Genomic DNA, 25644 nt, shown 5'->3' on the forward strand with positions numbered 1-25644 from the left:
GCGGGAAAATATAGCCGTTCTCTTGCTTTTACAGCACTTTCTATACCCTTACGTTCTTTTCAACTATTATAGGCCAATCAGCTTCTCCCTTTAAGCTTTTTCCCTGTGTCATAACCACATTCTTATCCAGTATGGCATAACGCAGTATGGCATTTTCTTCAATACATGCCCCCTGCATTATTATGCTGTCCTTCACGACGGCTCCCTTTCTAATGGTTACTCCCCTGAAAAGAACGCAATTTTCCACTGTGCCCTCAATTATACACCCATCTCCTATTATTGAATTTTTGACCTCCGCCTCATCATTATACTTTGCGGGAGATTCATCCTTTACCTTTGTATATACCTTCCCATTCTCTATAAACAGCTCTCTTCTAACCTCGGGATCAAGCATCTCCATGTTGCACCTGTAATACATCTGGACAGTGCTTAAGCTTCTCCAGTAAACATCATATTCATACCCGTATATATTAAGCGTTCCGAGATTTCTGATAACAATATCCTTTACAAAATCATAATTGCCATGGGCAACACTCTCCTCGAGAAGAGATATAAGAAGCTCACGTTCTATTATATATATTCCCATCGAGCCAGTTTTGGTCCACGGGTGGGGAGGCTTCTCCTGAAGATCCAAAATCTTTCCGTCATCTCCGATCTTTATCAATCCCAATAAAGAAAGCTCCTCTTCCCCAAAGTTGTTCATCTCCCTGTAGGCAATGGTTATATCGGCTTTATTTTCGATATGCTTTTCAAGCATACTGTCAAACGACACTTTATATATGCAGTTTCCCTGAGCTATTACCACATATTTTTCATTACTTCTCTTTAAGAAGGTTATGTTGTTAAACATTGCATCCGAGCTGCCTCTGTACCAACCCGTATCATTTTCAGAAAGGTATGGAGGAAATACAAAGAGTCCGTCATTTTTTCTGTCCAGATCCCATTCCTTACCCGAGCCAAGATGATCCATAAGAGAACGAAAGCTGTATTGAGTAAGCACCCCTACGTTTGTTATGCCTGAATTCACCATACTGGACAGCGCAAAATCTATAGCCCTGTATTTTCCCGCCACTGGCACCGCAGATATGGATCTAATTGAGGAAAGCTCCTTAAGTCTGTTGTTTTTTCCTCCTGTAAGTATAATTCCCATAACATTTTTCATTCGCATACACCGCCCTTGTATACATTTTTACCCGAAGAAATTTTAAAATCACAAAAGTCCTCTTGCGTCACCTCTATGTCTATCATTACGTTTTTTCCCACATGTGCTTCATCCGGAATATGCGCCGCCTCACCTATAACTGTAATCCCCGAGTTGTATATGTTTGGCTTATGCTCATTGGGGACTATTTCTCCAACGCCCAATTTCACATGCCTTCCCACATAGGCCCGCTCTCCCACAATGCACTGGTTTATAACCGCTCCCTCTCCTATACTTGCGCCCGACATAATAATGGAGTCTTCTATCACAGCGTTCTTCTCCACAATAACTCCTGGAAAAATTACGGAATTTTTTAATTTTCCATATATCATACATCCCTCAGCAACAATAGACTTTTTGATGCTTCCGTCAGGTCCTATATAATGAGCCGGAGCAACAGGGTTGGGCGTATATATCCTCCAGTTGGGGTCAAACAGGTTGAAGTCGGGTATTCTGCTTATAAGGTCCATGTTAGACTCCCAGAAGGCCTGTATCGTTCCGACATCCCTCCAATAGCCGGAAAATTTATATGCCCACATGCTTCTCCCATCCTCAAGCATCATGGGAATAATATTTTTGCCGAAGTCATATTGAGATAATGTGTTTTCATTATCTCTTATGAGGTACTGCTTTAATGTGTTCCAGTTGAATATATATACTCCCATAGAGGCAAGAGTGCTTTTAGGCTGTGCCGGCTTTTCTTCAAACTCATAAATCCTGCCGTCGTCGGAGGCATTCATAATTCCGTATCTGCCGGCTTCTTCAATAGGAACGTCTATTACAGAAATAGTTGCCTCGGCATTATTTCTTTTGTGGAAATCAAGCATTTGTGAATAATCCATTTTATAAATATGATCTCCCGAAAGTATTATAACGTACTCAGGGGAAATTTTGTCGACATAATGTATATTCTGAAATACCGCGTTTGCCGTGCCCTTGTACCACTCCCCTACTTCCTCCTTCAAATAAGGCGACAGTATAGTAACACCGCCATTTATTCTATCCATGTCCCACGGCTTTCCTATACCTATATGGGAATTGAGCTTAAGAGGCTGGTACTGGGTTAAAACACCGACAGTATCAATTCCCGAGTTTATGCAGTTGCTTAATGAAAAATCAATTATTCTGTATTTGCCTCCGTAAAGCACTGCAGGCTTTGCTATGGTTTTGGTCAAAACCCCCAGCCTGCTGCCTTGACCTCCCGCAAGCAAAAGCGCGACAATCTCCTTTTTTACCATTTAATTTCCCCCATTCATTCGTATAATTTTATTAACTCTAAGTCTTTTATCTATGTAGCCTTTCATACCAATCGCTTCACGGAACCGCTAAAAATGCCTCCGGCGGCAAGCGGTATTATATATATCCAGCTTATCATCTTTTTAAAATCAAGTAAATGCTTTGCAAGCCTCTGTTTGTAAAATTCAGGTTCATTCTATAGGACAGACTTTACAACTATATGCCCCGGCATAAGTATTTATACCCGAAGCAGTCTTTGAAATATATTTTTTCTTTTCAGGTGCCGTTATTAAATAGGAAAGACATTAAAGTTCATATTTTTATAAATATAATGGTAATTATAACTTTTTTGTCCTTTTTTGTCAACTCGTGAATTAACGGGTAATATGGAAGAAAGGGAAAATATATGGTATACTAAAACAGAAGACACAAGTGCATTATGGAGGGTAAAATGAGTCCGGCCAATAATAAGGAGCTTGCCGAAAGCAAGCTCATACTCCTTTATATTATAAACAAGCTTAACATTCCTGTGAGCAACCTTCAAATAACCAAGCTTGTACTGGAAAATAAGTTTATGAACTACTTCTTTCTTCAGCAGTTTTTAAACGAGCTGTGTGATAATAACATGCTAAGCTCACGCATAATTGAGTCCAAAACCTTCTACAGCATAACGGAAACCGGAAAGCAAACCCTTGGCTACTTCCCAAATATAATTCCCTTTGGGATCAAGGCTCAGATTGACAGTACATTGTCCTCATTAAAGAAAAATATGCGGAATGAAACACTTATAACGGCAGATTTTATACCTGAAAGTGAAAATGAGTACAGCGTGCGTTGCAGCGTAAACGAGGATAATTTTTGTCTGGTGGATTTAAAGCTAACGGTAGGTACAAAAAATGATGCCCGCATTATTTGCGACAACTGGAGGAAGAACTCTCAGACCATATATTCGGAGATAATTGACAGTGTTATGAAGAAAAGAAGCTAAAACAGAGGACATATATGTATTAACCAAGGACATAGGTATCCCTGGTTTTTCTTAGGATGTCTTTCGTTTATAGCTCCAGCTCCTTTAATTGGTCATTTTCCCACACTACACCCTTTCTTTTAGCCTCGTCAAGCAGAGCAGTCAGATGGTGCTTGGAAAACTCAAGCCTGAGCCTCGCAATTTTCAGCTTTCCGTAGTCATCCTCCGCTTCACTTAAAGAAATCTCACTTAATCTGTAAACCTTGCAGGCTATTTCGATTTTACGTATAAGCTCCCATTCCTCTTCCTGTATCTGGTTGCCGCTCAAGCCGCTTTCTTCCATTTCTGCTCCTCCATATATTTATAATTCAATTATATTATATGTAGGAGCAAATAAAATGATATTTCCCAAACAAATAACGCCCCTGTTTCTTTGTAATTTCCCTTAAGGAAGCTCTATGACCTTATTCTTTTTTGATTCCTTATATAAAACAAATTTACTTCCTATCACCTGCACCACCTCTGCGCCTGTGGCAGAAGAAATTTCCTCGCAGACCTCCCTTGCTTCCGAGTCCGAGTTTTTTAATACCGTTGCCTTTATCAATTCTCTGGCCTCAAGGGCATCCTCAAACTGCTTTACCGTATTTTCGTTAATTCCGCTCTTCCCCACTTGAAAAATTGATGGAATGCCGTTTGCCAATCCCCTCAAATAGCTTCTCTGCTTGCTTGTAAGCATTATTTTCCTCCCTCTTGTCTAATGAACCCGTCCTTCTAAATTTTGTTCTATCTCACGAAATCAAACTCAGTATCATACAGCTTTACGGTATCACCCTCATTTATACCCATGCTTTCAAGAGACTCTATAACCCCTCTGGATCTTAACGCCCTCTGGAAATACTGCATCGACTCATAATCGTTAAAATTGGTAGAGTTGACTATTTTCTTAATCCATACACCCTCCACTATGAATACCCCATCCTCCACACGGATTTCAAAGGGCTTCTGCTCCTGCGGAGTATATACAACCATGCCGTCTCCGGCAGCATCCTGCAAAACAGTATCAGGCAGCTCATCAAGCCTGCCCGACACATAGAACATCAGCTCATCAAGACCTTTATTCGTTGCCGCCGATATTGGAAAAACCTTAATTCCCCTGCCTTCAATTTCTCTGGTGAATTTCTGGAGCCTCTCCTCCGCTTCGGGAATATCGGTTTTGTTCGCCGCAACAATCTGAGGCCGTTCAGCCAAAACGGGGTTGTAGAGCTTCAGCTCTTCGTTTATAACATCAAAATCAGAAATCGGCTCTCTTCCCTCTATTGCCGCAACATCCACAATATGAATAAGAAGCTTGGTTCTTTCCACATGCTTCAAAAATTCATGCCCTAAGCCTACGCCCTGATGCGCGCCTTCTATCAGGCCCGGTATGTCGGCAATCACAAAGCTTTTTTCACGTCCCACACTCACCACACCCAGATTAGGCTCTATAGTAGTAAAATGATAATTTGCAATCTTGGGTCTGGCGGCGGAAACCATAGACAGAATTGTCGACTTCCCCACATTAGGGTATCCGATAAGTCCTACCTCAGCCAAAAGCTTAAGCTCAAGCAGCACCCATCTTTCTTCGCCGGGATCTCCGCTTTTTGCAAAGTTGGGGATCTGTCTGGTGGAGGTGGCAAAATGCTGATTCCCCGCTCCTCCCTTTCCTCCTTTTGCAATGGCTGCCATCTGTCCCGCCACAGTTAAGTCGGCCAGCACGCCCCCCGTCTCAGAATCCTTTATCACGGTACCCGGCGGCACCTTAATAACCAAATCCTGAGCACTTCTGCCGGTGCAATTTGCCGCTCCTCCGTTCTGGCCCGAATCGGCAGTATATTTTCTTTTATACTTAAAATCCGCCAGAGTACGTATGCCCTCATCAACTATGAAAACCACATCTCCGCCCCTTCCGCCGTCTCCGCCGTCGGGGCCTCCCTTAGCAATATACTTTTCCCTGTGGAAGGACACGCATCCGTTGCCGCCGTTTCCCGCCTTTATAAATATTTTTGCACTGTCAATAAACATCTCTTTACTCCTCTAAAAAAATAACGTATGTGCAGAAAAAAATAATCCCAGTATATACTGGGATTTATTTTTTGCTTTTTATGCGTTGACTATACTTACCTGCTTTTTGTCTTTACCCAATCTTTCAAATTTAACCTTGCCGTCAGACAATGCAAAGAGTGTGTCATCACTTCCCCTGCCTACGTTAGTGCCGGGGTAAATCCTTGTTCCCCTCTGCCTCACCAGAATGTTTCCTGCTAAAACAAACTGTCCATCGGCTCTTTTAACTCCCAGCCTTTTAGATTCACTGTCACGGCCGTTTTTGGAGCTTCCCATTCCCTTTTTATGGGCAAAAAACTGCAAATTTACTTTAATCATTGGATTACACCTCCTCATCCAAAATCGATATAAACTTTTTATAAGAAAGCTTTATCTGCCGAAGCCCTATAACCATGGTGTCAAGAATTATTTTAACCGTCTGCCTTTCACTGTCTCCAAGCCCGGAGGGAACAGAGCATTTTATATAACCCTCATTGTCGGTACAGGTATCTATACCGGCCATCTCCTCGAGCGCACCCAATGCTGTAAATACAATTGCAGTGACAGCGGCACACACTATATCCTTTCCATGCCTGGCATACCCTGCATGGCCCTCCACGGTAAACTCCCTGATAAACCCTTCTTTATCTCTGACTATGCTTACTTTTATCATATCCGCTTTTCTTTATAAAAGCCTCACCTTCTGTTACGCATTTATTTTCTCAATGGTAACCTTTGTATAAGGCTGTCTGTGTCCCTGTTTCCTTCTATAACCTTTTTTAGGCTTGTATTTGAAAACAATTACCTTCTTATCCTTGCCATGTCCAAGAACCTTTGCCGTTACGGTAGCATCCTTAACTAACGGAGCACCGAACTCAACGCTGCCTTCCTTTGAAACTGCAAGCACCTTATCAAAGGTCACCTGCAAGCCTTCCTCTGCTGCAAGCTTTTCAACAAAAACAACATCTCCCTCTTGAACCTTGTACTGCTTTCCGCCTGTCTCAATTATAGCGTACATTTAAAACACCTCCTCATTCCAGTCTCGCCGGATTTGATGCCCCCGGATCAATTAAAAAATCCCAAGAGCCTCCAAAAGGCAGCAATTCACATCAGAATTGCGTTTATAATGCCTTTGCCGTGCGGCTACCGATATATTTTAGCATACCAATGAATTAATGTCAATCTCCTTAATTTTTATATCCTCACGCGCCAAATCATTTGAACCCTTTACTACTATTTTTTTACCATGCACGCTTTCAAGCTCCGCCAGCTTGCTTCCGTCCTCTCCTTTTAAAATTGAAGCAACTGAAGGGTGTACCTCTACCTGAATGGCACGCGCAACAGACCTCTTAAAATACGCCGATATTTCCTTCTCTGCATCGCTGGCGACAGATTCGGGAGACAATATTTTGCCTGTGCCGTCACAGTAAGGGCAATTTACATTCATAATCGACGAAAGCACCTGCCGGACCTTTTTGCGTGTCATTTCAATAAGTCCTAAGCCCGTCATCCCCACTACAGTAGTTTTTGTCCGATCCTTTTTCAATGCCTGCCTTAAAGCATCCATCACCATATGCTGGTGCTCATGCTCATGCATATCTATAAAATCAATTATTATTATGCCTCCGATATCTCTCAGCCTGAGCTGCTTTGCTATTTCCCGCGCGGCCTCTATATTGGTGCGCAGCACAGTATCCTCAAGATTGGAGCCTCCTATATACTTGCCGGTATTTACATCAATTACCGTAAGAGCCTCCGTTCTATCTATTACAATATATCCCCCGCACTTTAACCATACCTTTCTGGCAAGAGCTCTTGTTATTTTGCTCTCTATTTGGTAATACTCAAACAAGTTATAGTTCTTGCTGAAGTATTCCACTCGCAGCTTAAGCGAAGGGGAAATCATATCTACAAGCTCTAATACCTTGGAATGCTGCTGCCTGTCGTTTATTATGAATTTATCCACATTCCATGTAAACAAGTCCCTTACCGACCTGTATATGAGATTTAAGTCCTTATGCATACATCTGGGCACGCTTCCGCTGTGCTCCTTTTGCTTTATAGACTCCCACAGCCTGAGCAAAAAATTGAGATCGTGCTTAAAATCCTCTACGTCCTTACCCTCAGACGCAGTCCTTACTATCAGCCCCACATCCTTTGGCTTGATTTCGTCTGCTATTTTTTTCAGCTTTATCCTTTCGGACTCATTTTCTATTCTTCTTGATATCCCTGTATAGTCTGCATTGGGAAGCAATACCAAATGCCTCCCCGGCAAGGTAATATGGGTGGTAACCCTTGGCCCCTTTGTTCCTATGGGCTCCTTTATCACCTGAACGGTTATTTCCTGCCCCGGCCTTAAAACCTCATCAATATTGTATTCCTTAAAATCCTTGTGTATATCATCCTCCTCTATAAACTCTCTCTGCGCAACAGCATCCCCAACATACAAAAATGCATTCTTTTCATGCCCTATATCTATAAAGGCCGCCTGCATACCGGGGAGAACACTGCTCACCTTTCCCCTGTATATATTCCCCACAAGCGTTTCGGGGTAGGGCCTTTCTATGTATATCTCAACAAGCTCCTTATCCTCCAGTACGGCAACTCTCGTTTCATTCAACCCAACATCCACAATTATTTCATTTACCATTACTTCCTCCTAACATTACTGATGCTTATTCTATAACCCCATTGTCAAGAGGGCTTGCCAAATTGCCTCCAAGGCTTGTGAACAGCTCTGTTCTGTGAATTTTTACAAGCCCTCCCCTCTGTCCTAAAAGCTCTAAAAATGCATCCGCAAATATTTCCGGCTTCAGGTTTTGAGAGCTTCCCGCGCTGAGCAGCACCGACAGGCAGAATATATTTTCGACAGGCCAGCTGGGCTCTAACAGCTTTGGGTCCGACAGCCCGTCGATATATTTCTTAAGCCACAGCCCTGAGTCGGAAACGGGCGGCTCCCCGCCAACACACAATCCCCCGTCTTTTCTTTGTTCACAATTATCGCCATTCAGCTCCTTAAAACTGACCCTGTGTATCATGGGCCTGATATCTACTTCCCTTATTCCTCTCTTGGATGTCTTTTTTACCGTTATTTCAGGCTTCATCAAAAGCTCTGTTATTTTGTCCTCAATAAAAGCTCTGCTTGTCTTGAGCTCGGAGGAGAGGAGAATATCATAGCATGCAGCAGCTATTGACGCCATAATATTATTTCCCGAACGCTTTTCTCCGGCCTCAATTATCTTCAGCCACGGCGGAAGCTCTTTATTTAGAGTGCCCATAAATTCCCCGGCGTTCATTGGCTGTGAGAGCTCAAAATCCCCGTATTCAGCCTGACTTGTAACACCAACGGACAAAGGAAGCCCGAACACCATATGGGGATGAGGATTAAAGCCCTGTGAATAAGCAATAGGTATTTCCGCACGTCTTATAGCCCTTTCAAAAGCCTTCATAAGGTCTAAGTGAGAAATATATTTAATCTCCTCACCACGAATAAACTTAGCTCTTATCACACTCAACAAAAATCCCCTCCCCCAAGCCCTGAAGCGCCACAATTCCGGCATTGTGTCCTGCAATTCGGAGTTAATTCCTCCTTGTAAGCCTTTTCATTTTCTCTTTTCAAAAACTCCTTTGAAACACCTACATCAATGTGATCCCACGGAAATACTTCGTCATATTCCCTTTTTCTGTTTGCATAAAACCCCGGGTCTATTCCGCATTCCTCAAATGCCTGTGCCCATTTGCCATAGTCAAAATGCTCCCCCCAGCTGTCAAACCGGCAGCCCTTCTCCCATGCCTTTACAAGCACCCTTCCCACCCTTCTGTCGCCTCTTGCAAATACAGCCTCCAAAAGGCTCAGCTCGGAATGGTGCCAACTGTATTTTATATATTTGCTTTTTGTGCGATCCTTTAGGATACTATCCTTTAAAAATTTTTGCTTTTGCAGCAGCACATCCATTGTATCCTGCGCTTCCCATTGGAAGGGAGTAAAAGGCTTGGGTACAAAGAAGGAGGTGCTTATGTTTATGTTTAAGCCCTTTGCCCTTTTTTCTCTGGGCACCCTCATGTAGGCATCCACAACCATGCCGCCCATACGCGCTATGCCCTCTACATCCTCTAGTGTCTCTGTCGGCAAGCCAAGCATGAAATAAAGCTTCACTCCGCTCCATCCCCCGTTAAAAGCCATTTCCACCGAATTTATGAGGTCCTGCTCTGTTACGCCTTTGTTTATAACATCCCTGAGCCTTTGAGTCCCCGCTTCAGGCGCAAAGGTAAGCCCGCTCTTTCTGACCTTCTGGGCCTTTTCCATGAGATCCAGTGAAAATGAATCGATTCTTAAGGACGGAAGGGAAAGATTAACCTTTTTATGCTCCATCTTATCGATCAGTCCCTCAGCAAGCTCCTTAAACCCTGTATAGTCGCTTGTGCTCAACGATGTGAGCGATATTTCCTCATACCCTGTGCAGCTTTCAAGCTTCTCGGCCAGCTCTAAAAGCTTTGGAACAGTTCTTTCCCTGACGGGTCTGTAAACAAAACCGGCCTGACAAAACCGGCATCCCCTTATACAGCCTCTGAAAAGCTCAAGCATTATTCTGTCGTGAACAATATCGCTGAAGGGAACTATAAGCTTATCGGGAAAATAGGCCTCGTCAAGGCTTTTCATTATTCTTTTTCTTACCTTCTCTGGATATCGGGAATGCATGGGTGTTACACTTTGCACGGTACCGTCGTCATTGTACTCTACCCTGTAAAAGCCCGGTACATACACCCCTTCTATGTTTACTATTCTATTTAGGAAATCCTCTCTGGTTGCATCCTCTTCCTTCCATTTCGAGTAAACGTCCATTACTTCATTTATGATTTCCTCTCCCTCTCCCATCATGAAAAAATCCACAATATCTGCAAGAGGCTCGGCATTATATGCACAAGGCCCTCCCGCACATACAAACGGGTGATCCTTTCCCCTGTCACTGCTGTATATGGGTATTCCCGCAAGATCAAGCATATTTAAAATGTTGGTATAGCACATCTCATACTGGAGAGTAAACCCCACAAAATCGAATCCCGCTATAGGCTCCTGCGACTCCAATGCAAAAAGAGGTATATTATGCTCCCTCATCCTCGACTCCATGTCAACCCATGGTGCAAACACTCTTTCGCAGTACGTGTCCCTCCTTTCATTAAGAATGGAATACAGGATTTTCATGCCCAGATGGGACATACCCACCTCATATAGATCAGGAAAGCAAAAAGCAAAACGTATTTTTACCGCGAGCGGGTCCTTGCGTATGCTGTTCCATTCATTTCCCGTATATCGTGATGGTTTTTCAACACTTTGTAATATTTCATCATTTACTCTGTATGACATTAAATCCTCCCTAAACATCTGACTCTATTTCATATATTACCCAATCACATCTTTTTTAGCAATATAATATTGAATAAAACGCCTTACAGACAGCAAAAAAGCCTCTATGAGACCATGTCATAATCTCCTTGGCTTTTTTACGCCTGCTTGCCATGGCCTTTAGAGGCAGCCTCCGGCAATTGAATTACTCTCCCTTTGGGCTGCCCTCAGTTTTTATATTTAAGCCTGCGGCCGATTTTCTCTTAATAATGCGGGTGGGAATAATTATATTCTGCCCGGCGTCCCCGGGATCGCCCATCCTGCTGAGTACTCTTCTTAACGCCTTTACTCCCATTTCCTCCTTCATAACCCTGACAGTAGTCAGCTCAGGTGTTATCCTTGCGGCCGAGGGTATATCATCGAAGCCTATGACGGAAACGTCCTGCGGTATGCGTATTCCCTTTAAGCCGCACAGCTTCACCAGCTCAATGGCATTTTTGTCATTACAGCATATAATGGCTGTAGGCATGGCAGCCTTCGGATTCCATGCTTCAGGGCTTTTAATATACAATGCTTCCCTGTGCTCAATATTGAAGCGTTTAAGTGCCTTTACATATCCCAGCCACCTGTCAAAAAAGCTCGGGGCTTCGTAAATATCCCCGCAAAAGCCTATTTCCGTGTGTCCCAGCTCTATTAGATATGAAACGGCCGAAAATGCGCCGTTTATGTTATCAGTGAGAACGCAATCGGCTAAAGCGTCCTCAAAATAGTGGTCAACAATCACTATAGAAATATTATATTTCTTGAGCTCACTAATATATGACCTTTCTATGCCGCCTACAACAATAACCCCGCACACCATCTTCTGCTTAAGGCTTAACGGAACCTCATACCCGTCCGAGCCTTCATCGCAGCAAAACACAATGCAGTTTATTTTATTGGCTCTGGCCTCCTTTTCTATGCCATACTGTATATATTCAAAAAAGCCTTCGGATTCCCTTACATTTTTGGATATGATAATACATATGTTTTTTATGTTATTCTCATCCTCGCCACCGGCTCCCCTTTTATACACATATCCCATATCCTCCGCCTCTTTAAGTATCCTGCTCCGCGTTTCACCGCCAATGCCAGGCAATCCCCTCATGGCAAGCGAAACCGCATATTTGGATACTCCAAGCCTTTTTGCAACGTCCTCCATGCTTACCCTTTGCGCCATTTTACTCCACCCTTTTGTTAGTATAAGCAATTATATCACATAAATCTTTATTTTCCAATGTAAATTTACTTTTTCTTATAAATCAATTTACTGAGTTTACTTATTTGCAGATGTAAATTTATTTATGCTTGATTTTAGCTAACAATTAAAATATAATAACGTTAAATATTAAATTAAAGCATGTTATTTTGAGGAGGTAAAATGTCTATGTCCCAAAAACAAACCATTATCGGAAATGCTCTGCCCAACATTCCGTGGGAGCCCAAGCCGCAGCAATGCTCCGACGTACTGTGGCGTTCAGAAATGAATCCTATAATTCAAAGAGATCTTATACCATGCTCCAATAGTATTTTCAACAGCGCGGTTGTTCCGTTTGGCGGTGAATTCGCTGGTGTATTCCGCTGTGACGACAAAGGGCGTTCTATGCGGCTACACAGAGGCGTAAGCAAGGATGGAATTCACTGGAATATAAACAATGACCCCATCAGCTTCATATGCGACGATGAGGAAATAGGAAAATTTGTCTATGGCTATGACCCCCGCGTCTGCTGGATAGACGACAGGTATTACGTAACGTGGTGCAACGGCTATCACGGCCCGACCATAGGCGTAGGCTATACATATGACTTTAAGGAATTTTACCAGCTTGAGAACGCTTATCTCCCTTTTAACAGAAACGGGGTTTTGTTCCCCAGAAGGATTAACGGAAAGTATGCAATGCTGAGTCGTCCCAGTGATAACGGACACACACCCTTCGGGGATATTTTCTACAGTGAAAGCCTCGATATGTGCCACTGGGGATGCCACCGCCATGTAATGTCAACAACATCAGAGGGCTGGCAGAGCACCAAGGTAGGGGCAGGCCCCATCCCGATAGAAACCACCGAGGGATGGCTTTTAATATACCATGGAGTGCTTACCTCATGCAACGGATACGTATACAGCGCGGGTGCGGCTCTGCTGGACATTGACAGGCCGTGGAAGGTATTATACAGAACCTATCCCTATATAATTTCGCCTCAGAAAATATACGAGTGTGTGGGAGACGTGCCCAATGTGGTATTTCCGTGTGCCGCTCTGCATGACGCTCCCACGGGCAGGATCGCCATATATTACGGAGCGGCCGACACCGTAACGTGTATGGCCTATACCACTGCAGACGAGCTCATAGCGTTTATAAAGGATAACAGGATGTAAGAAAGAGTGTTGGGGGGAATTGAGACGGAACGCCACAGGGGGCGTTCCGTACAAGCACAGCTTATCCCCTGTTTAGTTAAACATCTGAACAATGAAAACATTGGAATGGCTCTGTAAATCAAATTCAAACGGATGCTGCAGAGGCATCCCGTCCTTGTCGCTTATTATTTTTAAAATGGGCCGAAGCGGCATATTTTTATTTGAATCTGTCACTACGGCCACCTGATTTGTATTGAGAAGCACCTGGCACCCCTTTGGATATACCGCTATGTTTTCAAGAAATACCTTGGCAATTTTAGAGTCAATCGCAGAGTTGGATATACCAAGCAGGTATTCTGCTGCCTCATGAGGGAGAACCTTTTCGCGGTATACCCTGTCCGATGTCAACGCGTCATATATATCCGCTATAGCAACTATTTTAGAAAGCGTATCTATTTTTTCACCCTTAAGATGGCACGGGTATCCGCTCCCGTCGCAGCGTTCATGGTGCTGAAGGGCTATTTTAGCCGCATTCGGCCTGATACCGGGAATTGATCTTATAATGTCATATCCGTAAATGCAGTGCCTTTTTACTTCATCAAATTCACTCGGGGTCAAATCCCCCTTTTTCAGAAGAATGCTGTCCGGCACCTTGGTTTTACCAACATCGTGCAGCAGCGCACCCATTCCGAGCGTGACTGTTTCCTCATAATTCAGTTTCATGGCCTTTGCTGTTATAAGGCTGTAAATGCATACGTCAAGGGAATGTGCGTAATAGTAATCCCCCTTGCCTCTGAAGCCGGTGAGCAATAAAATGGAATCCTTGTTTGTAAATACTGTCTCAAGAATATTTTCCACAACGGGAAATGCATCCGATGCCGTTATGTTGTAATCGTTTTTGAGGTTATCAATCAATTTTGCCACACATTCATAGGTCTGAGCATAAAATTTTTGTACGGGGTTTAAAAATATGTCGCTGTATTTTTTCTCCGCTATAACCGCAACCTTGCTTACTCCCCTGGCTACTAAATTTGGTATATAGCTTGGCTTTATAACCATGCCCTTGGACAGAAGAAGGCTTCCATTATTTATAACATCCTCCCCCAATATCATTCCGGGCTTTATTTCGCCAATGTTAACATCAAAATTCATCTTCAAATTACATCATATCCTTTTAATAAATTTGCAAAAGCAATATCTATATAGATTAAAATAATGAGCTTCCTTTAGTTTTAAAAAACTATGCTGGTTATTTATATAGTGTAAAATATCATATTAGTATTCAGATTATGTAAAATACCTGTTAATACTTTGCAAATGGCAAAAATGAAGATTTTTAACCTCCTTTCTTATACGGCATTATGCTTACAGATATACTATACGCACCCCCCTCACAAGATAAATTTACATAGAATTATTCAAGGCCCTCGGCACCAAGCCATTTTATATTTTTCGACACAAATTATATTTATTTGTTGGTTTTATTTCCGATTTTAATATTATTAACCATTTATACAGTTATTTATTTTAAACTTAAATTATTATAATGTCAATAATTCGGAAATAAAGGTAAAGTGCGTTAATATTAAAATTCTCCGGCCCAAACGGTTCCGGAGAATTTTAAATGAAGCTTCTGTGGCTTATATGCAAATTTTCATTTCAAGCTCATCCCTTATTTTACAACCTTTATCTCAATATAGTTCTCAAAATCAAGGTTTCTTCTTTTGCAAAAAAGTATAATTCCCCACATGAGCTTTTTGCCCCCTCCCACATCTTTGGTCAGAAAGCGGTGCAAATGCCCGGGGTCTACGGAGATTTCTCGGGCAAAGCGGCTGTAGCTGCCTCCGCAAAGCTTTAAAAACAAATCCTCATACACTTTTTCCCTGTTTATTTTTACAGTACTCTTTTTCGCTTTTATATAGCTTATAACTGTGTTGTCGAGCTCCCTGCTTAAGCTTAAGATGTTTTCTGAGGACAGGTTTTTGTCGGTTACGGATTTGTTAAGCAAATTCTGCATTTCAGCTATGGTCTCCTTAAGCATAATAACACTCCTGTCTTTTTGCATTGTCATAACCGCGGCGTATCATGTGATGTACAACATGCTCAACGGCGTTTAATCTGCATTTTTTTATAAATCGGGATGTTTCAACACAATTATAGGTTTTATTCCCAGACATGTCAATATACTTCCAAAAATATTTAATGGGGTTAATATCTGTATAACCTAAAGAAGCTCAGGAAGAAAACCAGCTTTATTCCCTATTTCCGGCTTGCAGCTAAAATAAAAAAAGAAAAAAGGCGTTGCAGCCCTCCTGCAACGCCGTCCTTCATAGAAAATGGTAAGAGGTATGTTAAAAAAGTTTTCTGAAATATAAAGTTCAAGCCTCATGCCATATCCCTCTTCTCACATGCGCGGCATCGGTCCTGCATTGTGAGAACTTATATCAGGTGCAAGTTTCAGTGTACCGTCGGCTATCTCGTAAACAATATCTGCGGTATTCTCTATTAGATATTTATCATGAGAAATAAAGAGGATTGTCCCTGTATAGTTTTTTATCAATGCTTGAAGAGCCTCAACACTTGGTATGTCAAGGAAATTGCTTGGCTCATCCATCAATAAAATATTGTATCTTCCAAGCAGCATTTTTGCCATCTGAAGCTTGATAATTTCTCCGCCGCTCAATACAGCAAGCTCTTTATTGATGTCATTCTGTGAAAAACCCATTGAAGCTAATACTGAACGGATTTCAGATACTTGGTAATCACAATCGTTTTGCATATATTCCATGACTTTCTGATTATGATTGTATTTATATCCGGTCTGAGCGAAGTAGCCGATGACAGCTTTCGGGGAGATGTATATCCCTGGCTCCCGGTCTAAAATCATTTGAAACAATGTGGTTTTACCAGTTCCGTTATTCCCTGTAAAGACAACCTTTTTACCAAGGGGAATCTGGAAAGATACCTTGTCAAACAAGACCTTATCATCAAAGCATTTACTTATATCCGTTGCGGTAATTGGATATGGGTTGTGAAGCTCAAGTGACTTGCTCTGCCGGAAACGTATTGTGCGAATATTTTCCGGCGCTTGTATGTCTCCCATTGCTTGCAACCGGTGCTCCATATTTTTAGCTGCATTATAAAGCTTTTTTTGTTTACTTCCAACGGTTTTTTGATGTCCCAGACGACCGGCACTTTCTGAGTTATTCTTTTTTTCGGCACCTTTTTCTTTTTGAGTAACTTTTCGTGCCTGCTTTCGTTTTTCCTCAGCCGCTTGTTCTAAGCGGTTGCGTTCAGCGATATATAGCTCATACTGTGCTGTTTGATTTTGGCGTTCTTCCTCCTTTTGCTGTAGATAATCGCTATAACCACCCCAATATTCAATGATTTTTCCATCTTTTAGTTCCCAAATCTTATTTACTATTTCATCCAGAAAATATCGGTCATGACTGACCAGAAGCAATGCTCCTGAATAATATTTTAACTGGCTAATCAAAAAGTCAATCCCGAGCCTGTCTAAATGACAGGTAGGTTCATCAGCAAAGATACCATGTACATTTCCTGAAAGGGCTTGTGCGATTTTCAATCGTGTCTCCTCACCTCCACTCATGGTTTGAGCGGATAACTGGTTTACACCCAACTTACCAGTCAGCACATGGTTAATATCCTTCTCTACAACTGTCTCATCAAGTTGGGGAATGTAAGAAAATGTTCCATATCTGCTGATTTTACAGTCAGGCAATGAAATCTCACCCAAAAGCATTTTAAGCAATGTGCTTTTCCCGGCTCCATTACCCCCAACCAGACCAATTCTATCATAGTCGTAAAGTTCCAAATCATCAATATCCAAAACATCGCGTCCAACATACTCAACGCGAATGTCTTTTGCTTTTATCAATAGGTTCATTAATCCAACCTCCTTATTAAATTCGCAGTTTTCTAATTATCTGAATATCCTGCAATTTCCCCAATGAGGCATATGCGAAATAAACCAAGGCATAGTTCTTTCCTCTTTATCTCTGATGAATTAAAACCGTTCACTTAAAGTTTTTTCACATATGGATGCCATATACTCACGAGTACAAGAGTCAAAGACATGATGCCTATTTTGTTTATTCATATAAATTCTCCTCATATTCTTTAATATTTTAGCAATTTAGGCAATAAAAATGCAGATTAGAAGCTACGACAAGAGCTTCTAATCTGCATATATACGAGAAGAAATCACAACGAAAGGGCACAGTAAAAAACTATCCCCAATTACAAGTCATGTCTGCATCTCAAAATAAGCACAACAAAAAAAGCTCATCATCATAAGATGAAATCCACTCTTTATTGCTAACTTATTTTAAACATGGATGCAGAGTCATAACTTCAAATCCTCCTTAATCTTTATACATTGTAACATCCAACGTGTATATTTGTCAAAAATATGTCTCCACTGTTTTGCAGTTACATTTTGTGAATTTCATAGTTTGGAAATTCATCATCGCCTAAATATCTTGTTTTCCAGCAATTAATGGATTTCTTGCGTAAGAAATACCTATTTTCATTTTTTCTATGGTAACAGTATTCGGTAGTCTGCCTGGGCTGTGAAATTCCACTCTGTCATCGAACATAAATATCCTTATCTTTGAGCCGCCTATACTATAGTTACGATGAACCAGCGTATTAACGATTGCTTCCCTTAAAACAAGGACTTTTTATCATTTACACATTGTTTCTCTTTCAATAGTCTTAGCCTCATGATCTAAATAATCTAGGATAGTCTCTTGAACCATGTACTATATGATAAACAAAAACAGTATCTCCAATAACTCTGTATATACAAACATATTTTCCACTAGCTACAAATCTATATCCTAATAAATTCAATTCATTATCTTGGACAGCAACACCCGATAGCGGATATGTTTTAAGCCGCTCAAGCGATGTAAGTATTTGATCTGTTATATTTTTTGCAGACACCGGACCAACCATAATTAAATGATAGTCCGCAATTTCCTCAAGTTCTGCCCATGCAGGGGCTAAAATATCTAAATTATACTCCTGCATTTCTGTATTTCTCCTCTAACCTTTTTTTAGCGTCTTCTAGTGAAACTGTGGGTTCTCCAGAAAGCCTTGACTGTTCAGCCATTGCAAGCTTAGCTTTGAGCCTTAAAAGTTGCTCTCTCTTTTCAAAAGCTTCAATGCTCATTACCACAATGTCTCCTTCACCATTCTTGGTAATATATATAGGCTCTTCTACCTCATGAGCCAAGGTAGAAATTTTGCCGTAATCGTTTCTCAATGTTGTTGATGATTTAATTATCATAAATAACAGCCTCCAGAATTAATTATTCTGCTATTATTATACCATAATTCTTAATGGTATATCAATAAATATGGTTTTCCAACTAACTAATTACAATAGATTCTAATTGCAACTACTATCACATTTATAACGGTAGTTTATATTTTCGTTTATTTACGGTATATAATTAATAGTACGTGAATTTTAAAAATAAGTTTTATACACCATCCGTAATTATTGGACTAAATGGCAATTCATTAAAAGCTGTTTAGACTCTAACCCAAATCAAACTGGCACTCTCCCCTTGCCAATGTATTCTTTATGAATAGCCGCTTCCTATTGTTTCAGATATCGCTATCTGCCTTTGTTTTTCAGCATTGAAGCGTATTCCTTGATTTTATCCATATCCTCCTGAGAAAGTCCCTCAGAATCAATATAAATAATGTTTGAGCCATCTTTTGAAAAGCTGCGGATTTCAGTCCTGCCCAAAAGCCAGTCAATTGAGACATTAAAGAAGTCGGCAAATTTTATTAAGGTTTCTTTTTCCTGCGGAAATCTTTTATTAGTTTCATAAAAACCAATAACTCTATATGGAATATCTATTGCTTTACCTAATTCTTCTTGAGATAAATTTTTTTCTTTTCTTAATTTCTTTATTTTTTCTGCAAAATCCATTATTATCACTCCATCAACAGTTTAACATAGAAAATTAATATTGTATATATTGAACTAATTAGTAGTATTTCCTTGACATTCTACTTTTATGTAGTATAATTATATTATAACCTACTATTAAGTAGCATAAATTAAAAAATTCGACCATATATACAAATATTTATAATCATATACCCGATTTAATGTATATTTGTCTAAATGACAGCTGTTTTCCATTCGCAGATAATAGTCTTTTTTAGGGAGGCATTAATTATGTGTATTGCAATAGATACATTGGATATGATCCGGGATAAGCTTGATAAAGCTAATAAGGAATATCGCAGGCTGCGCCAGGAGCTCAGTACAGCAGATAAAACAATCTCAGATATCCTTCATGAGCTGGAATTCTGCGAAGCCCTCAGTGCCTCTCAGGGCTATAAATACGCCAGAATGCTTAAAAAGCTTCGGAAAGACCGAAGGTATATAAAAAATGAGCTTGAAGAGCTGCAGGTATTTCTTGAGAAATTTGCCGGATTCGATTTTCATAAGCTGAAGAAGTCCCTGCTCGATCTGGAAAACCGCCAGAAGCATAGAAAATATACCCCACGGGTATTGACACCTGAGAAGCGCGAGATAATGCTGAATATTTTATGAAATTTTGCCCTATATTTGCAAGCTCCTTTTACGCCCCTCCCAAAACCCCTCTCTTTTCTGCCCGATTTTCGCCGCAGCCTGATACAGTCAGCTTGTTTCAGGTTTTTATACTTTCCGATAAATCAGCGCTGTACTGGACATTGCCACTCACTTTTTTAGCCTGTGAGTTCTCACTAATATCTGTATGTAAAGCGGAGCATCATTTTATCTACAGTGTCTCCATAACATCGAGCAAACTCTGGTAGCTGTCAACATCATAGTACTTTACACCTGCTGTGGAAATCTCATTAAATAGTTTCTTTGCGCACATAATTTTAGCTTTCTCAATATCGTCGGTACGGTTCATTTCACCGAATTTCGTCGATTGCATACTTCCTTTAGTTTCAGCAATGAAGAAAATATGCTTTACCGCGCCTTTCTTAAATGAAATTGCCCAGTCCGGCGAATATTCGCCAACGGGTGTAGGAATATAAAACCCACGCCGGCCCCTGGGGAGTTTGGCGTAAACAACAACCTCGTCGGCAGCATCCAAATCCTTGGCAAACCGCCGTTCTATGCTATCAGCCGCCGTACCGTCCGTGAATACATAGTCTTGAATGGCATGTTTCGCCTTGAACGCCTTTGCGTATTCGTCAGTGGCTCGGCTCATATTGAAGATGCTCTGCGAATACGGTTCTTGCGCGCTTGGTGTATAGGTGATATGCTCCACTACAACCGACGCTTTTTGTCGATTGATGATTCCAGCAGCTTTGATAATAAACTCCTCCGGGTTTTCTCGAAACAGCCATAGCTTTTCAAGTGAAATACCTCTCAGAATTGCTGTTGCTGACCTACGCGTTAAAATTGTTCTTTCCGCAATTTTACCAATTAGATCATACTCGGCAAAGCTTCCTTGTGCACGTTCAAGTCTTTTTGTTTCAGTACGCTTTACATTAAAGTCTATGCCTGTCTGCTCACCTTTCGTCAAGGTATATGTCAAGCGGGCTACCCTAAGCTCGCTATTTATGGCGGCAATAGACTTTTGAATAAGTTCTGTGCTGTCAAACTCTACAGTATATGCGTACCTTTTGTTAATCCGTTCCCACAGCTCTTTGAAGTCCTTCCAGTTTTCATTCAGCGGGTTATTCTTGACCTTTGTATCGTGTCCATTTCCCGCCATTTCTTTCAGAATACTTGGGTCAAATATCGCTTGGACCAGTTTATGTATGTTTTCTGCAAGCGGAATCAGTTCCGGCTTTAGCGGAGCAAAGCTGCCCGCTTCGGTGGCAGCACGGTAAGTATCCGTAATACCAAAGTTATCGTCAACATATTCATTACGGACAAGGTAGTTGTATATTGCATTTGCTTCTTCGATTGTAATAGAGTGCGTATCTTCTCCAATTATAACATTCTTGCCGGCGAAATATTCCACATTTGCCTTTGTCGGACGCTCATAAAGGTCGGACTTGATTTCTCTCTGTAAATCTGCTACAAATCCTGCATAGCTTTCACTCGCAACAACCGTCAGAACATTTACACCATGAACAAGGGTTTCACCGCAAACTTCAACATCTTGCCGTTCGCCAGTACTGTTAACACAAAGACGCAGGCCGCGCCCTACTTCTTGCCTCTTTGCTGTCGCATTATCCGAATGTTTTAAAGTGCAAATCTGGAATACATTGGGGTTATCCCAGCCCTCACGCAATGCGGAATGTGAGAATATAAATCTTGTCGGCTCTTCAAAGGAAAGCAAGCGTTCCTTATTTTTGAGTATGAGGTCATAGGCTGAAATATCGTCCGAAAACTCACTTCCACGCTTTACATTACTATTTACAGATCTGCCTTTCTTATCTATGGAAAAATATCCACAATGGGTTTCCGAGGTTTGGATTCCTCTTAAGTAAGCTTGATAGTCCGTAGGAAATAGTGTCAGTCGTTCATTGAGTGCTGCATTGTACTCCTCTTCAAAAATACGTCCGTACTCACTGGGAATTTCCTCTCCATCTTCATTGTACTGACGGTACTTTGCCACTTCGTCGATGAAGAAAAGAGACAGACACTTTATGCCCTGCTCAAACAGCCCTTCCTCTTTATCGAAATGCGACGCTATTGTTTCCCTAATCTGAATGCGTCGGATATCATCCTCATTCACATTGCCGCTTGCCTCACCCGTTGCTAAGCTATCACCATTAGAGAATGTGATCATAGCGCGTATCGGATCTATTTCTGCAATGGAAATACCCTTGTATTCCTCCAATCCTTTCGAAGCCGTATAAAGGCTATCCCCTACGCGGAGGGTTTGTATTTCACGCTTGATACCGCCGCCACGTTTAACCTCAAGTTCTAAGCGCGCGCGCGGAGGATTTTTGGGGTCTATTACAATAGCGGCAAGATACAAATATCTGCTTGTGCCGCTTAGATTCTTCAGTTCAAACCCTTTGACCTCAATTTTTTTGACAAGCTTATTTTTAAAAGCATCCAGCGCATCCAAAACATAAACGAGGTTGTGTGACGTCTTATGCGTTGCGGAATAGTTCAGCGAAAACAGAGGGTTAAAATTCTTTTTCAAAGCATTCTGCGTTGCCGTGCCACCCATTTTCTGCGGCTCATCCAAAATAATAATGGGACGGTTCGCCTTGATAACGTCAATGGGACGGCGCGAGCCGAACTCGTCGCGCTTGGTATAAATAATGCGGGCGGCCTCGTTGCCGCTTCTGCCTTCGACATTCTTTTCCTCGTTCATGGTGGTGTTAAATGCTTGTGTATTGATTATCATCACGTTAATACCGGAGTTTTGCGAAAACTCGTCCAACTGGTGGAGGTTTGAAGAATTATACACAAAGAAACGAGCCTTAAGCCCATATGATTTCATAAAATGTTCCTGTGTAATCTCAAAGGTTTTTTTCACACCCTCACGAATGGCAATGCTCGGAACGACAACGATAAACTTACTCCATCCGTATGCCTTGTGGAGTTCAAACATAGTCTTTATGTAGCAATAGGTTTTACCTGTTCCTGTCTCCATTTCAACGTCAAGCGAAACAGCACCAAGCCCGGAGATTAGTTCCGTCGAATATTTGATGTTGTTGTCAGTCTGCACTGCGCGGATATTCTTCAGAAGCTGTTCTTTTTTCAAATCTACTTCTGCGTTGCGGTAGGCGATTTCGAACTCTTCCATTGTCTGTTCTTTTTCATCTTCAAGGAAAGAGCCTTGGGCAGGCTTTTCTTCCGGCCTTGTTGTGCCTATATCGCGACGGTATTTTGATATTCCATAGTTCGGCTGCCCGGCAAATACCTTGACGATGCTTTCGGCAGCCTCTGTTTGGAAAGGCTGTATTTTAAACTGAAATTTCATTTACAGCACCCTCCTTACAGTTTTCGGGCTATACGTATTGAACACCTGTTCAAAATTCGCAAGCGCACTGTCACTAATAAAACTGCTGTCGCGGAATACGGCATAGTACGGCTGACGCTTTGCAATTTCTGTTATCAAATTAGTGTCGACCTTATCAAAATATGCTATTAGGTAGTTGCCGTCTACATTAAACATTTTTCCATCCTGTTTTATTTTTGCCGACAGCGGAATCCCAAAGTCGAGCATAACCTGAAACAGTAAATCTTCATCCGTTCGGTCATCTTTGATGTTGTCCATAAATCCGTCGATGGCAAAGTTCATCTGCGCGTACTCTTCCGGCTTATAGTACACGTCTTTCATATTACTGCTGTCGAGCTTGAGGACGCGAAAGCCTGTGTCTAAATTTTCAATGCCCTCTTTATCCCTGTTGTCTTCTTTAATTTTCTTTCCCGCTCGTCGTATGCGCTCCTTACCGATTTCGCAGATGGTGGCGTAACCTGCTTTAGCTGCTTCGCTGTCCTCTGAGCAAACTTCTGGCAACTGCACCATAATGAATTTGCGTTTATCACTGTCCTCAGCATTTAGCTGCATTACTGAATGCGCGGTAGTAGCTGAACCTGAAAAGAAGTCAAGGATGATTTCGTCGTTTTTTGACGCCAATTCGACCATCCTCTTTATTAAACGTACAGGTTTTGAATAATCAAATATGGTTTTTGATCCCAAAAGGGAAGTAAGTGCCTGCGTTGCTTCTTGCGTATGGCCCACTTCGCTATTTATCCACCATGTCCAAATAGATTTTCCTTCTTTTTCACTTAGAAAAACTTTTTTTCGTGGCACACCATTCCCATCAGCTCCAAACCACATTCTGCCATCAGCGAGTAATTTTAGGAATACTCCCTCAACGTTTTTCCAACATCTTCCTTCCGATGGATAATATTCTTTACCGTTAGGTGTTGTGATTTTGTACATTTGATTCGGGCGATAACCTTGAGCACCAAAATCCGTTGAACGCCATGGCCCGCGAGGATCATCGTCTGGATTTTGGTAGCCATTTGAATCACTCTCTTCCAATGATAGATAATTCAATGCTTCGTTTATTAAAGCTGAGTTCTTTGAATACAATAAAATGTGTTCATGTCCATCACTCAATACTTTTCGTGCATCTGGAGATGTACGTTTTTGCCATAAAATATTTGAAATAAAATTTCCTGCGCCGAATATTTCATCACATATCTTCCGCAGATTATGCACTTCACTATCATCAATACTAATAAAAATCACGCCATCCTCAGTCAACAAATCTCGCGCCACACGCAAGCGTGGGTAGAGCATATTCAGCCAATCGGTATGAAAACGTCCGTTGCTGTCAAGATTCAGGGCTAGACGGTTGCCCTGCTCGTCATACTGCCCATCACGGCGCAAAAACGAGCTGGATTCCTCTGAAAAGTCATCTTCGTAAACGAAGTCGTTACCCGTGTTATACGGCGGGTCAATGTATATCATTTTCACGCGGTTAAGGTACGTCTCGCGGAGCAGCTTCAGCACGTCGAGGTTGTCACCCTCTATGTAGAGATTCCCGGTTGTGTCAAAGTCCACACTCTCCTCTCGGCAGGGGCGTAAAGCCGCCGCAATAGGTGCATTGGCAAGCAGTACGCTTTTGCGCTTGTCCGGCCATGTGAACTGATATCGCTCCTCTTTGCCCGACACCACTCGGGTGTTGATTTCTTGTGCAAGTACATCAGCGTCAATGGCACGGACAACCACACCGTTCTCATCCACTGTTTCCGTTACGGCATTTGGAAACATTGCCGCAAGGGCAGCAAAGTTGTTGTCGGCAAGGTTTGGTGTTTGCATTTTCATTTTATCCATTGTTAAGTTCCTCCAGTTCAACTTTCAGTCGTTTAATTTCCTCGGCTAATTCCCACTTGCGGCGGGGCTGCCGTTCGTTCATCGCCTTATTATCCAAGGCGGAAATTTGCTTTATTAGTTTATCACGCCGTTCATTCACAGCGATAGTATCATCAAGTTTCTTACCACCCGTGAGGTCAATATCCATGATTTCGGCGATCATATTCTCCCATACCACGCCAAGGTCAAGCCCTCTCAGGTTTAGCTTCCATTCATCAAGCTGCTTGCCCTGTGACACAAGTACACGTTCAGCACGGCAGACAACAAATCGGATTGTATCCTCATATTGCAATGCGAATAGCATACACTGGTCTATCAACTTTGATAGAAGGGCAATGTTCTTCTTGTCACAGTCCGCGGCCTTCAGTGTGACGAGAATGATATATATTGCCGAAACATCCTCACTTTCCGCTATACTCAACGTCTGTGGCGAGATCTCCGAGACAATTGTGAGGCGACTTATCTGATCGTCAAACAGCTTTCGGTGAGCCAGTGACGGCTTGAACTTATCAAATATCGTCTTTTTGGGAAGCATCTTATTTATTTCAGTTGATTTTGGCAGTCCAAACATTTAAATAC

General features: G+C 41.8%; 25 protein-coding genes. 3 read left to right on the plus strand and 22 right to left on the minus strand.

Translation table 11 applies throughout. The annotated features are described in order from the left end of the window. Positions 1–40: 40 nt before the first annotated feature. A complete protein-coding gene (gene glgD / locus DFR58_RS05100; RefSeq protein WP_114296732.1) occupies positions 41–1162 on the minus strand; it encodes a glucose-1-phosphate adenylyltransferase subunit GlgD in 1122 nt (373 codons plus the stop codon). Further along, on the minus strand, positions 1159–2439 hold the full coding sequence (locus tag DFR58_RS05105) for a glucose-1-phosphate adenylyltransferase (RefSeq protein WP_114296733.1): 1281 nt from the start codon (positions 2437–2439) through the stop codon (positions 1159–1161). Before DFR58_RS05105 ends, glgD begins: the two co-directional genes overlap by 4 nt. A 449-nt stretch (positions 2440–2888) precedes the next feature. Here DFR58_RS05105 and DFR58_RS05110 point away from each other — a divergent pair, with 449 nt between their 5' ends. After that, a complete protein-coding gene (locus DFR58_RS05110; RefSeq protein ID WP_114296734.1) occupies positions 2889–3425 on the plus strand; it encodes a DUF4364 family protein in 537 nt (178 codons plus the stop codon). Between the two features lie 67 nt (positions 3426–3492). Here DFR58_RS05110 and DFR58_RS05115 read toward each other — a convergent pair whose 3' ends face one another. The 10 genes from DFR58_RS05115 to DFR58_RS05160 form a co-directional block, all read right to left on the minus strand. Beyond that, positions 3493–3747: a hypothetical protein gene (locus tag DFR58_RS05115; protein WP_114296735.1), complete on the minus strand. Its 255-nt coding sequence runs from the start codon at positions 3745–3747 to the stop codon at positions 3493–3495. A gap of 102 nt (positions 3748–3849) precedes the next feature. Continuing rightward, positions 3850–4140: a ribosome assembly RNA-binding protein YhbY gene (yhbY, locus tag DFR58_RS05120; protein ID WP_114296736.1), complete on the minus strand. Its 291-nt coding sequence runs from the start codon at positions 4138–4140 to the stop codon at positions 3850–3852. A 47-nt stretch (positions 4141–4187) separates the two neighbouring features. Beyond that, entirely contained in the window at positions 4188–5465 is a 1278-nt protein-coding gene (obgE, locus tag DFR58_RS05125; RefSeq protein ID WP_114296737.1) for a GTPase ObgE, read from the minus strand. A 78-nt stretch (positions 5466–5543) separates the two neighbouring features. Beyond that, positions 5544–5822, minus strand: a complete 279-nt coding sequence (rpmA, locus tag DFR58_RS05130) for a 50S ribosomal protein L27 (RefSeq protein ID WP_114296738.1) — start codon at positions 5820–5822, stop codon at positions 5544–5546. Positions 5823–5826: 4 nt separating this feature from the next. Further along, positions 5827–6156 carry a ribosomal-processing cysteine protease Prp gene (locus tag DFR58_RS05135; RefSeq protein ID WP_114296739.1) on the minus strand — a complete coding sequence of 110 codons (330 nt, stop codon included), beginning with the start codon at positions 6154–6156 and terminating at the stop codon, positions 5827–5829. 33 nt (positions 6157–6189) lie between these two features. After that, positions 6190–6501 (minus strand): 50S ribosomal protein L21, encoded by a 312-nt coding sequence (gene rplU, locus DFR58_RS05140; protein ID WP_114296740.1) that lies wholly within the window; start codon positions 6499–6501, stop codon positions 6190–6192. A 138-nt stretch (positions 6502–6639) separates the two neighbouring features. Beyond that, a complete protein-coding gene (locus tag DFR58_RS05145; protein ID WP_114296741.1) occupies positions 6640–8133 on the minus strand; it encodes an Rne/Rng family ribonuclease in 1494 nt (497 codons plus the stop codon). A 25-nt stretch (positions 8134–8158) separates the two neighbouring features. Continuing rightward, complete coding sequence (locus DFR58_RS05150; RefSeq protein ID WP_242987404.1) at positions 8159–8992, minus strand: TIGR03936 family radical SAM-associated protein; 834 nt, start codon at positions 8990–8992, stop codon at positions 8159–8161. A gap of 2 nt (positions 8993–8994) precedes the next feature. Then, positions 8995–10848, minus strand: a complete 1854-nt coding sequence (locus tag DFR58_RS05155; protein WP_114296743.1) for a TIGR03960 family B12-binding radical SAM protein — start codon at positions 10846–10848, stop codon at positions 8995–8997. Between the two features lie 184 nt (positions 10849–11032). Next, complete coding sequence (locus DFR58_RS05160; protein ID WP_114296744.1) at positions 11033–12046, minus strand: LacI family DNA-binding transcriptional regulator; 1014 nt, start codon at positions 12044–12046, stop codon at positions 11033–11035. Positions 12047–12253: 207 nt separating this feature from the next. Here DFR58_RS05160 and DFR58_RS05165 point away from each other — a divergent pair, with 207 nt between their 5' ends. Further along, a complete protein-coding gene (locus DFR58_RS05165) occupies positions 12254–13243 on the plus strand; it encodes a glycoside hydrolase family 130 protein (RefSeq protein ID WP_114296745.1) in 990 nt (329 codons plus the stop codon). Positions 13244–13315: 72 nt separating this feature from the next. On the opposite strand, the gene DFR58_RS05170 is transcribed toward DFR58_RS05165, so the two are convergent. From DFR58_RS05170 to DFR58_RS05200, 7 genes are all read right to left on the minus strand, one after another. Continuing rightward, complete coding sequence (locus tag DFR58_RS05170; RefSeq protein WP_114296746.1) at positions 13316–14374, minus strand: HD-GYP domain-containing protein; 1059 nt, start codon at positions 14372–14374, stop codon at positions 13316–13318. Between the two features lie 520 nt (positions 14375–14894). Then, positions 14895–15263 carry an aspartyl-phosphate phosphatase Spo0E family protein gene (locus DFR58_RS05175; RefSeq protein ID WP_170138044.1) on the minus strand — a complete coding sequence of 123 codons (369 nt, stop codon included), beginning with the start codon at positions 15261–15263 and terminating at the stop codon, positions 14895–14897. A gap of 363 nt (positions 15264–15626) precedes the next feature. Next, positions 15627–17129 (minus strand): Msr family ABC-F type ribosomal protection protein, encoded by a 1503-nt coding sequence (locus tag DFR58_RS05180; protein ID WP_114296748.1) that lies wholly within the window; start codon positions 17127–17129, stop codon positions 15627–15629. Between the two features lie 586 nt (positions 17130–17715). Next, positions 17716–17901, minus strand: coding sequence for an ATP-binding protein (locus DFR58_RS22345; protein WP_341457385.1), 186 nt, complete (start codon positions 17899–17901; stop codon positions 17716–17718). Between the two features lie 64 nt (positions 17902–17965). Beyond that, on the minus strand, positions 17966–18277 hold the full coding sequence (locus tag DFR58_RS05190; protein WP_114296749.1) for a type II toxin-antitoxin system RelE/ParE family toxin: 312 nt from the start codon (positions 18275–18277) through the stop codon (positions 17966–17968). Continuing rightward, positions 18264–18536, minus strand: a complete 273-nt coding sequence (locus DFR58_RS05195; protein WP_114296750.1) for a type II toxin-antitoxin system Phd/YefM family antitoxin — start codon at positions 18534–18536, stop codon at positions 18264–18266. The genes DFR58_RS05190 and DFR58_RS05195 overlap by 14 nt, the downstream gene beginning before the upstream one ends. A 333-nt stretch (positions 18537–18869) precedes the next feature. After that, positions 18870–19190, minus strand: coding sequence for a helix-turn-helix domain-containing protein (locus DFR58_RS05200; protein ID WP_114296751.1), 321 nt, complete (start codon positions 19188–19190; stop codon positions 18870–18872). Between the two features lie 252 nt (positions 19191–19442). Between DFR58_RS05200 and DFR58_RS05205 the strand changes: the two genes are divergently transcribed. Beyond that, positions 19443–19823: a hypothetical protein gene (locus DFR58_RS05205; RefSeq protein WP_114296752.1), complete on the plus strand. Its 381-nt coding sequence runs from the start codon at positions 19443–19445 to the stop codon at positions 19821–19823. A gap of 208 nt (positions 19824–20031) precedes the next feature. Here the strand turns inward: DFR58_RS05205 and DFR58_RS05210 are convergent, their stop codons facing one another. From DFR58_RS05210 to DFR58_RS05220, 3 genes are read right to left on the minus strand one after another with little or no spacing between them, the layout of a single operon-like run. Then, the gene (locus DFR58_RS05210) at positions 20032–23157 is read right to left on the minus strand and encodes a type III restriction-modification system endonuclease (protein ID WP_114296753.1); all 3126 of its coding nucleotides are present in this window, start codon (positions 23155–23157) and stop codon (positions 20032–20034) included. Next, entirely contained in the window at positions 23158–25026 is a 1869-nt protein-coding gene (locus tag DFR58_RS05215; RefSeq protein ID WP_207659130.1) for a site-specific DNA-methyltransferase, read from the minus strand. Further along, positions 25019–25636, minus strand: coding sequence for a DUF4391 domain-containing protein (locus DFR58_RS05220; protein ID WP_114296754.1), 618 nt, complete (start codon positions 25634–25636; stop codon positions 25019–25021). The genes DFR58_RS05215 and DFR58_RS05220 overlap by 8 nt, the downstream gene beginning before the upstream one ends. Positions 25637–25644: the final 8 nt, after the last annotated feature.

This window comes from Anaerobacterium chartisolvens (assembly GCF_003337415.1).
GTDB lineage: Bacteria > Bacillota > Clostridia > Acetivibrionales > DSM-27016 > Anaerobacterium > Anaerobacterium chartisolvens.

Coding starts and splice junctions, on each gene's coding strand:
- glgD (WP_114296732.1), bottom strand. CDS start 1,162: ATGAAAAATGTTATGGGAATTATACTTACAGGAGGAAAAAACAACAGA.
- DFR58_RS05105 (WP_114296733.1), bottom strand. CDS start 2,439: ATGGTAAAAAAGGAGATTGTCGCGCTTTTGCTTGCGGGAGGTCAAGGC.
- DFR58_RS05110 (WP_114296734.1), top strand. CDS start 2,889: ATGAGTCCGGCCAATAATAAGGAGCTTGCCGAAAGCAAGCTCATACTC.
- DFR58_RS05115 (WP_114296735.1), bottom strand. CDS start 3,747: ATGGAAGAAAGCGGCTTGAGCGGCAACCAGATACAGGAAGAGGAATGG.
- yhbY (WP_114296736.1), bottom strand. CDS start 4,140: ATGCTTACAAGCAAGCAGAGAAGCTATTTGAGGGGATTGGCAAACGGC.
- obgE (WP_114296737.1), bottom strand. CDS start 5,465: ATGTTTATTGACAGTGCAAAAATATTTATAAAGGCGGGAAACGGCGGC.
- rpmA (WP_114296738.1), bottom strand. CDS start 5,822: ATGATTAAAGTAAATTTGCAGTTTTTTGCCCATAAAAAGGGAATGGGA.
- DFR58_RS05135 (WP_114296739.1), bottom strand. CDS start 6,156: ATGATAAAAGTAAGCATAGTCAGAGATAAAGAAGGGTTTATCAGGGAG.
- rplU (WP_114296740.1), bottom strand. CDS start 6,501: ATGTACGCTATAATTGAGACAGGCGGAAAGCAGTACAAGGTTCAAGAG.
- DFR58_RS05145 (WP_114296741.1), bottom strand. CDS start 8,133: ATGGTAAATGAAATAATTGTGGATGTTGGGTTGAATGAAACGAGAGTT.
- DFR58_RS05155 (WP_114296743.1), bottom strand. CDS start 10,848: ATGTCATACAGAGTAAATGATGAAATATTACAAAGTGTTGAAAAACCA.
- DFR58_RS05160 (WP_114296744.1), bottom strand. CDS start 12,046: ATGGCGCAAAGGGTAAGCATGGAGGACGTTGCAAAAAGGCTTGGAGTA.
- DFR58_RS05165 (WP_114296745.1), top strand. CDS start 12,254: ATGTCCCAAAAACAAACCATTATCGGAAATGCTCTGCCCAACATTCCG.
- DFR58_RS05170 (WP_114296746.1), bottom strand. CDS start 14,374: ATGAATTTTGATGTTAACATTGGCGAAATAAAGCCCGGAATGATATTG.
- DFR58_RS05175 (WP_170138044.1), bottom strand. CDS start 15,263: ATGCTTAAGGAGACCATAGCTGAAATGCAGAATTTGCTTAACAAATCC.
- DFR58_RS05180 (WP_114296748.1), bottom strand. CDS start 17,129: ATGAACCTATTGATAAAAGCAAAAGACATTCGCGTTGAGTATGTTGGA.
- DFR58_RS05190 (WP_114296749.1), bottom strand. CDS start 18,277: ATGCAGGAGTATAATTTAGATATTTTAGCCCCTGCATGGGCAGAACTT.
- DFR58_RS05195 (WP_114296750.1), bottom strand. CDS start 18,536: ATGATAATTAAATCATCAACAACATTGAGAAACGATTACGGCAAAATT.
- DFR58_RS05200 (WP_114296751.1), bottom strand. CDS start 19,190: ATGGATTTTGCAGAAAAAATAAAGAAATTAAGAAAAGAAAAAAATTTA.
- DFR58_RS05205 (WP_114296752.1), top strand. CDS start 19,443: ATGTGTATTGCAATAGATACATTGGATATGATCCGGGATAAGCTTGAT.
- DFR58_RS05210 (WP_114296753.1), bottom strand. CDS start 23,157: ATGAAATTTCAGTTTAAAATACAGCCTTTCCAAACAGAGGCTGCCGAA.
- DFR58_RS05215 (WP_207659130.1), bottom strand. CDS start 25,026: ATGGATAAAATGAAAATGCAAACACCAAACCTTGCCGACAACAACTTT.
- DFR58_RS05220 (WP_114296754.1), bottom strand. CDS start 25,636: ATGTTTGGACTGCCAAAATCAACTGAAATAAATAAGATGCTTCCCAAA.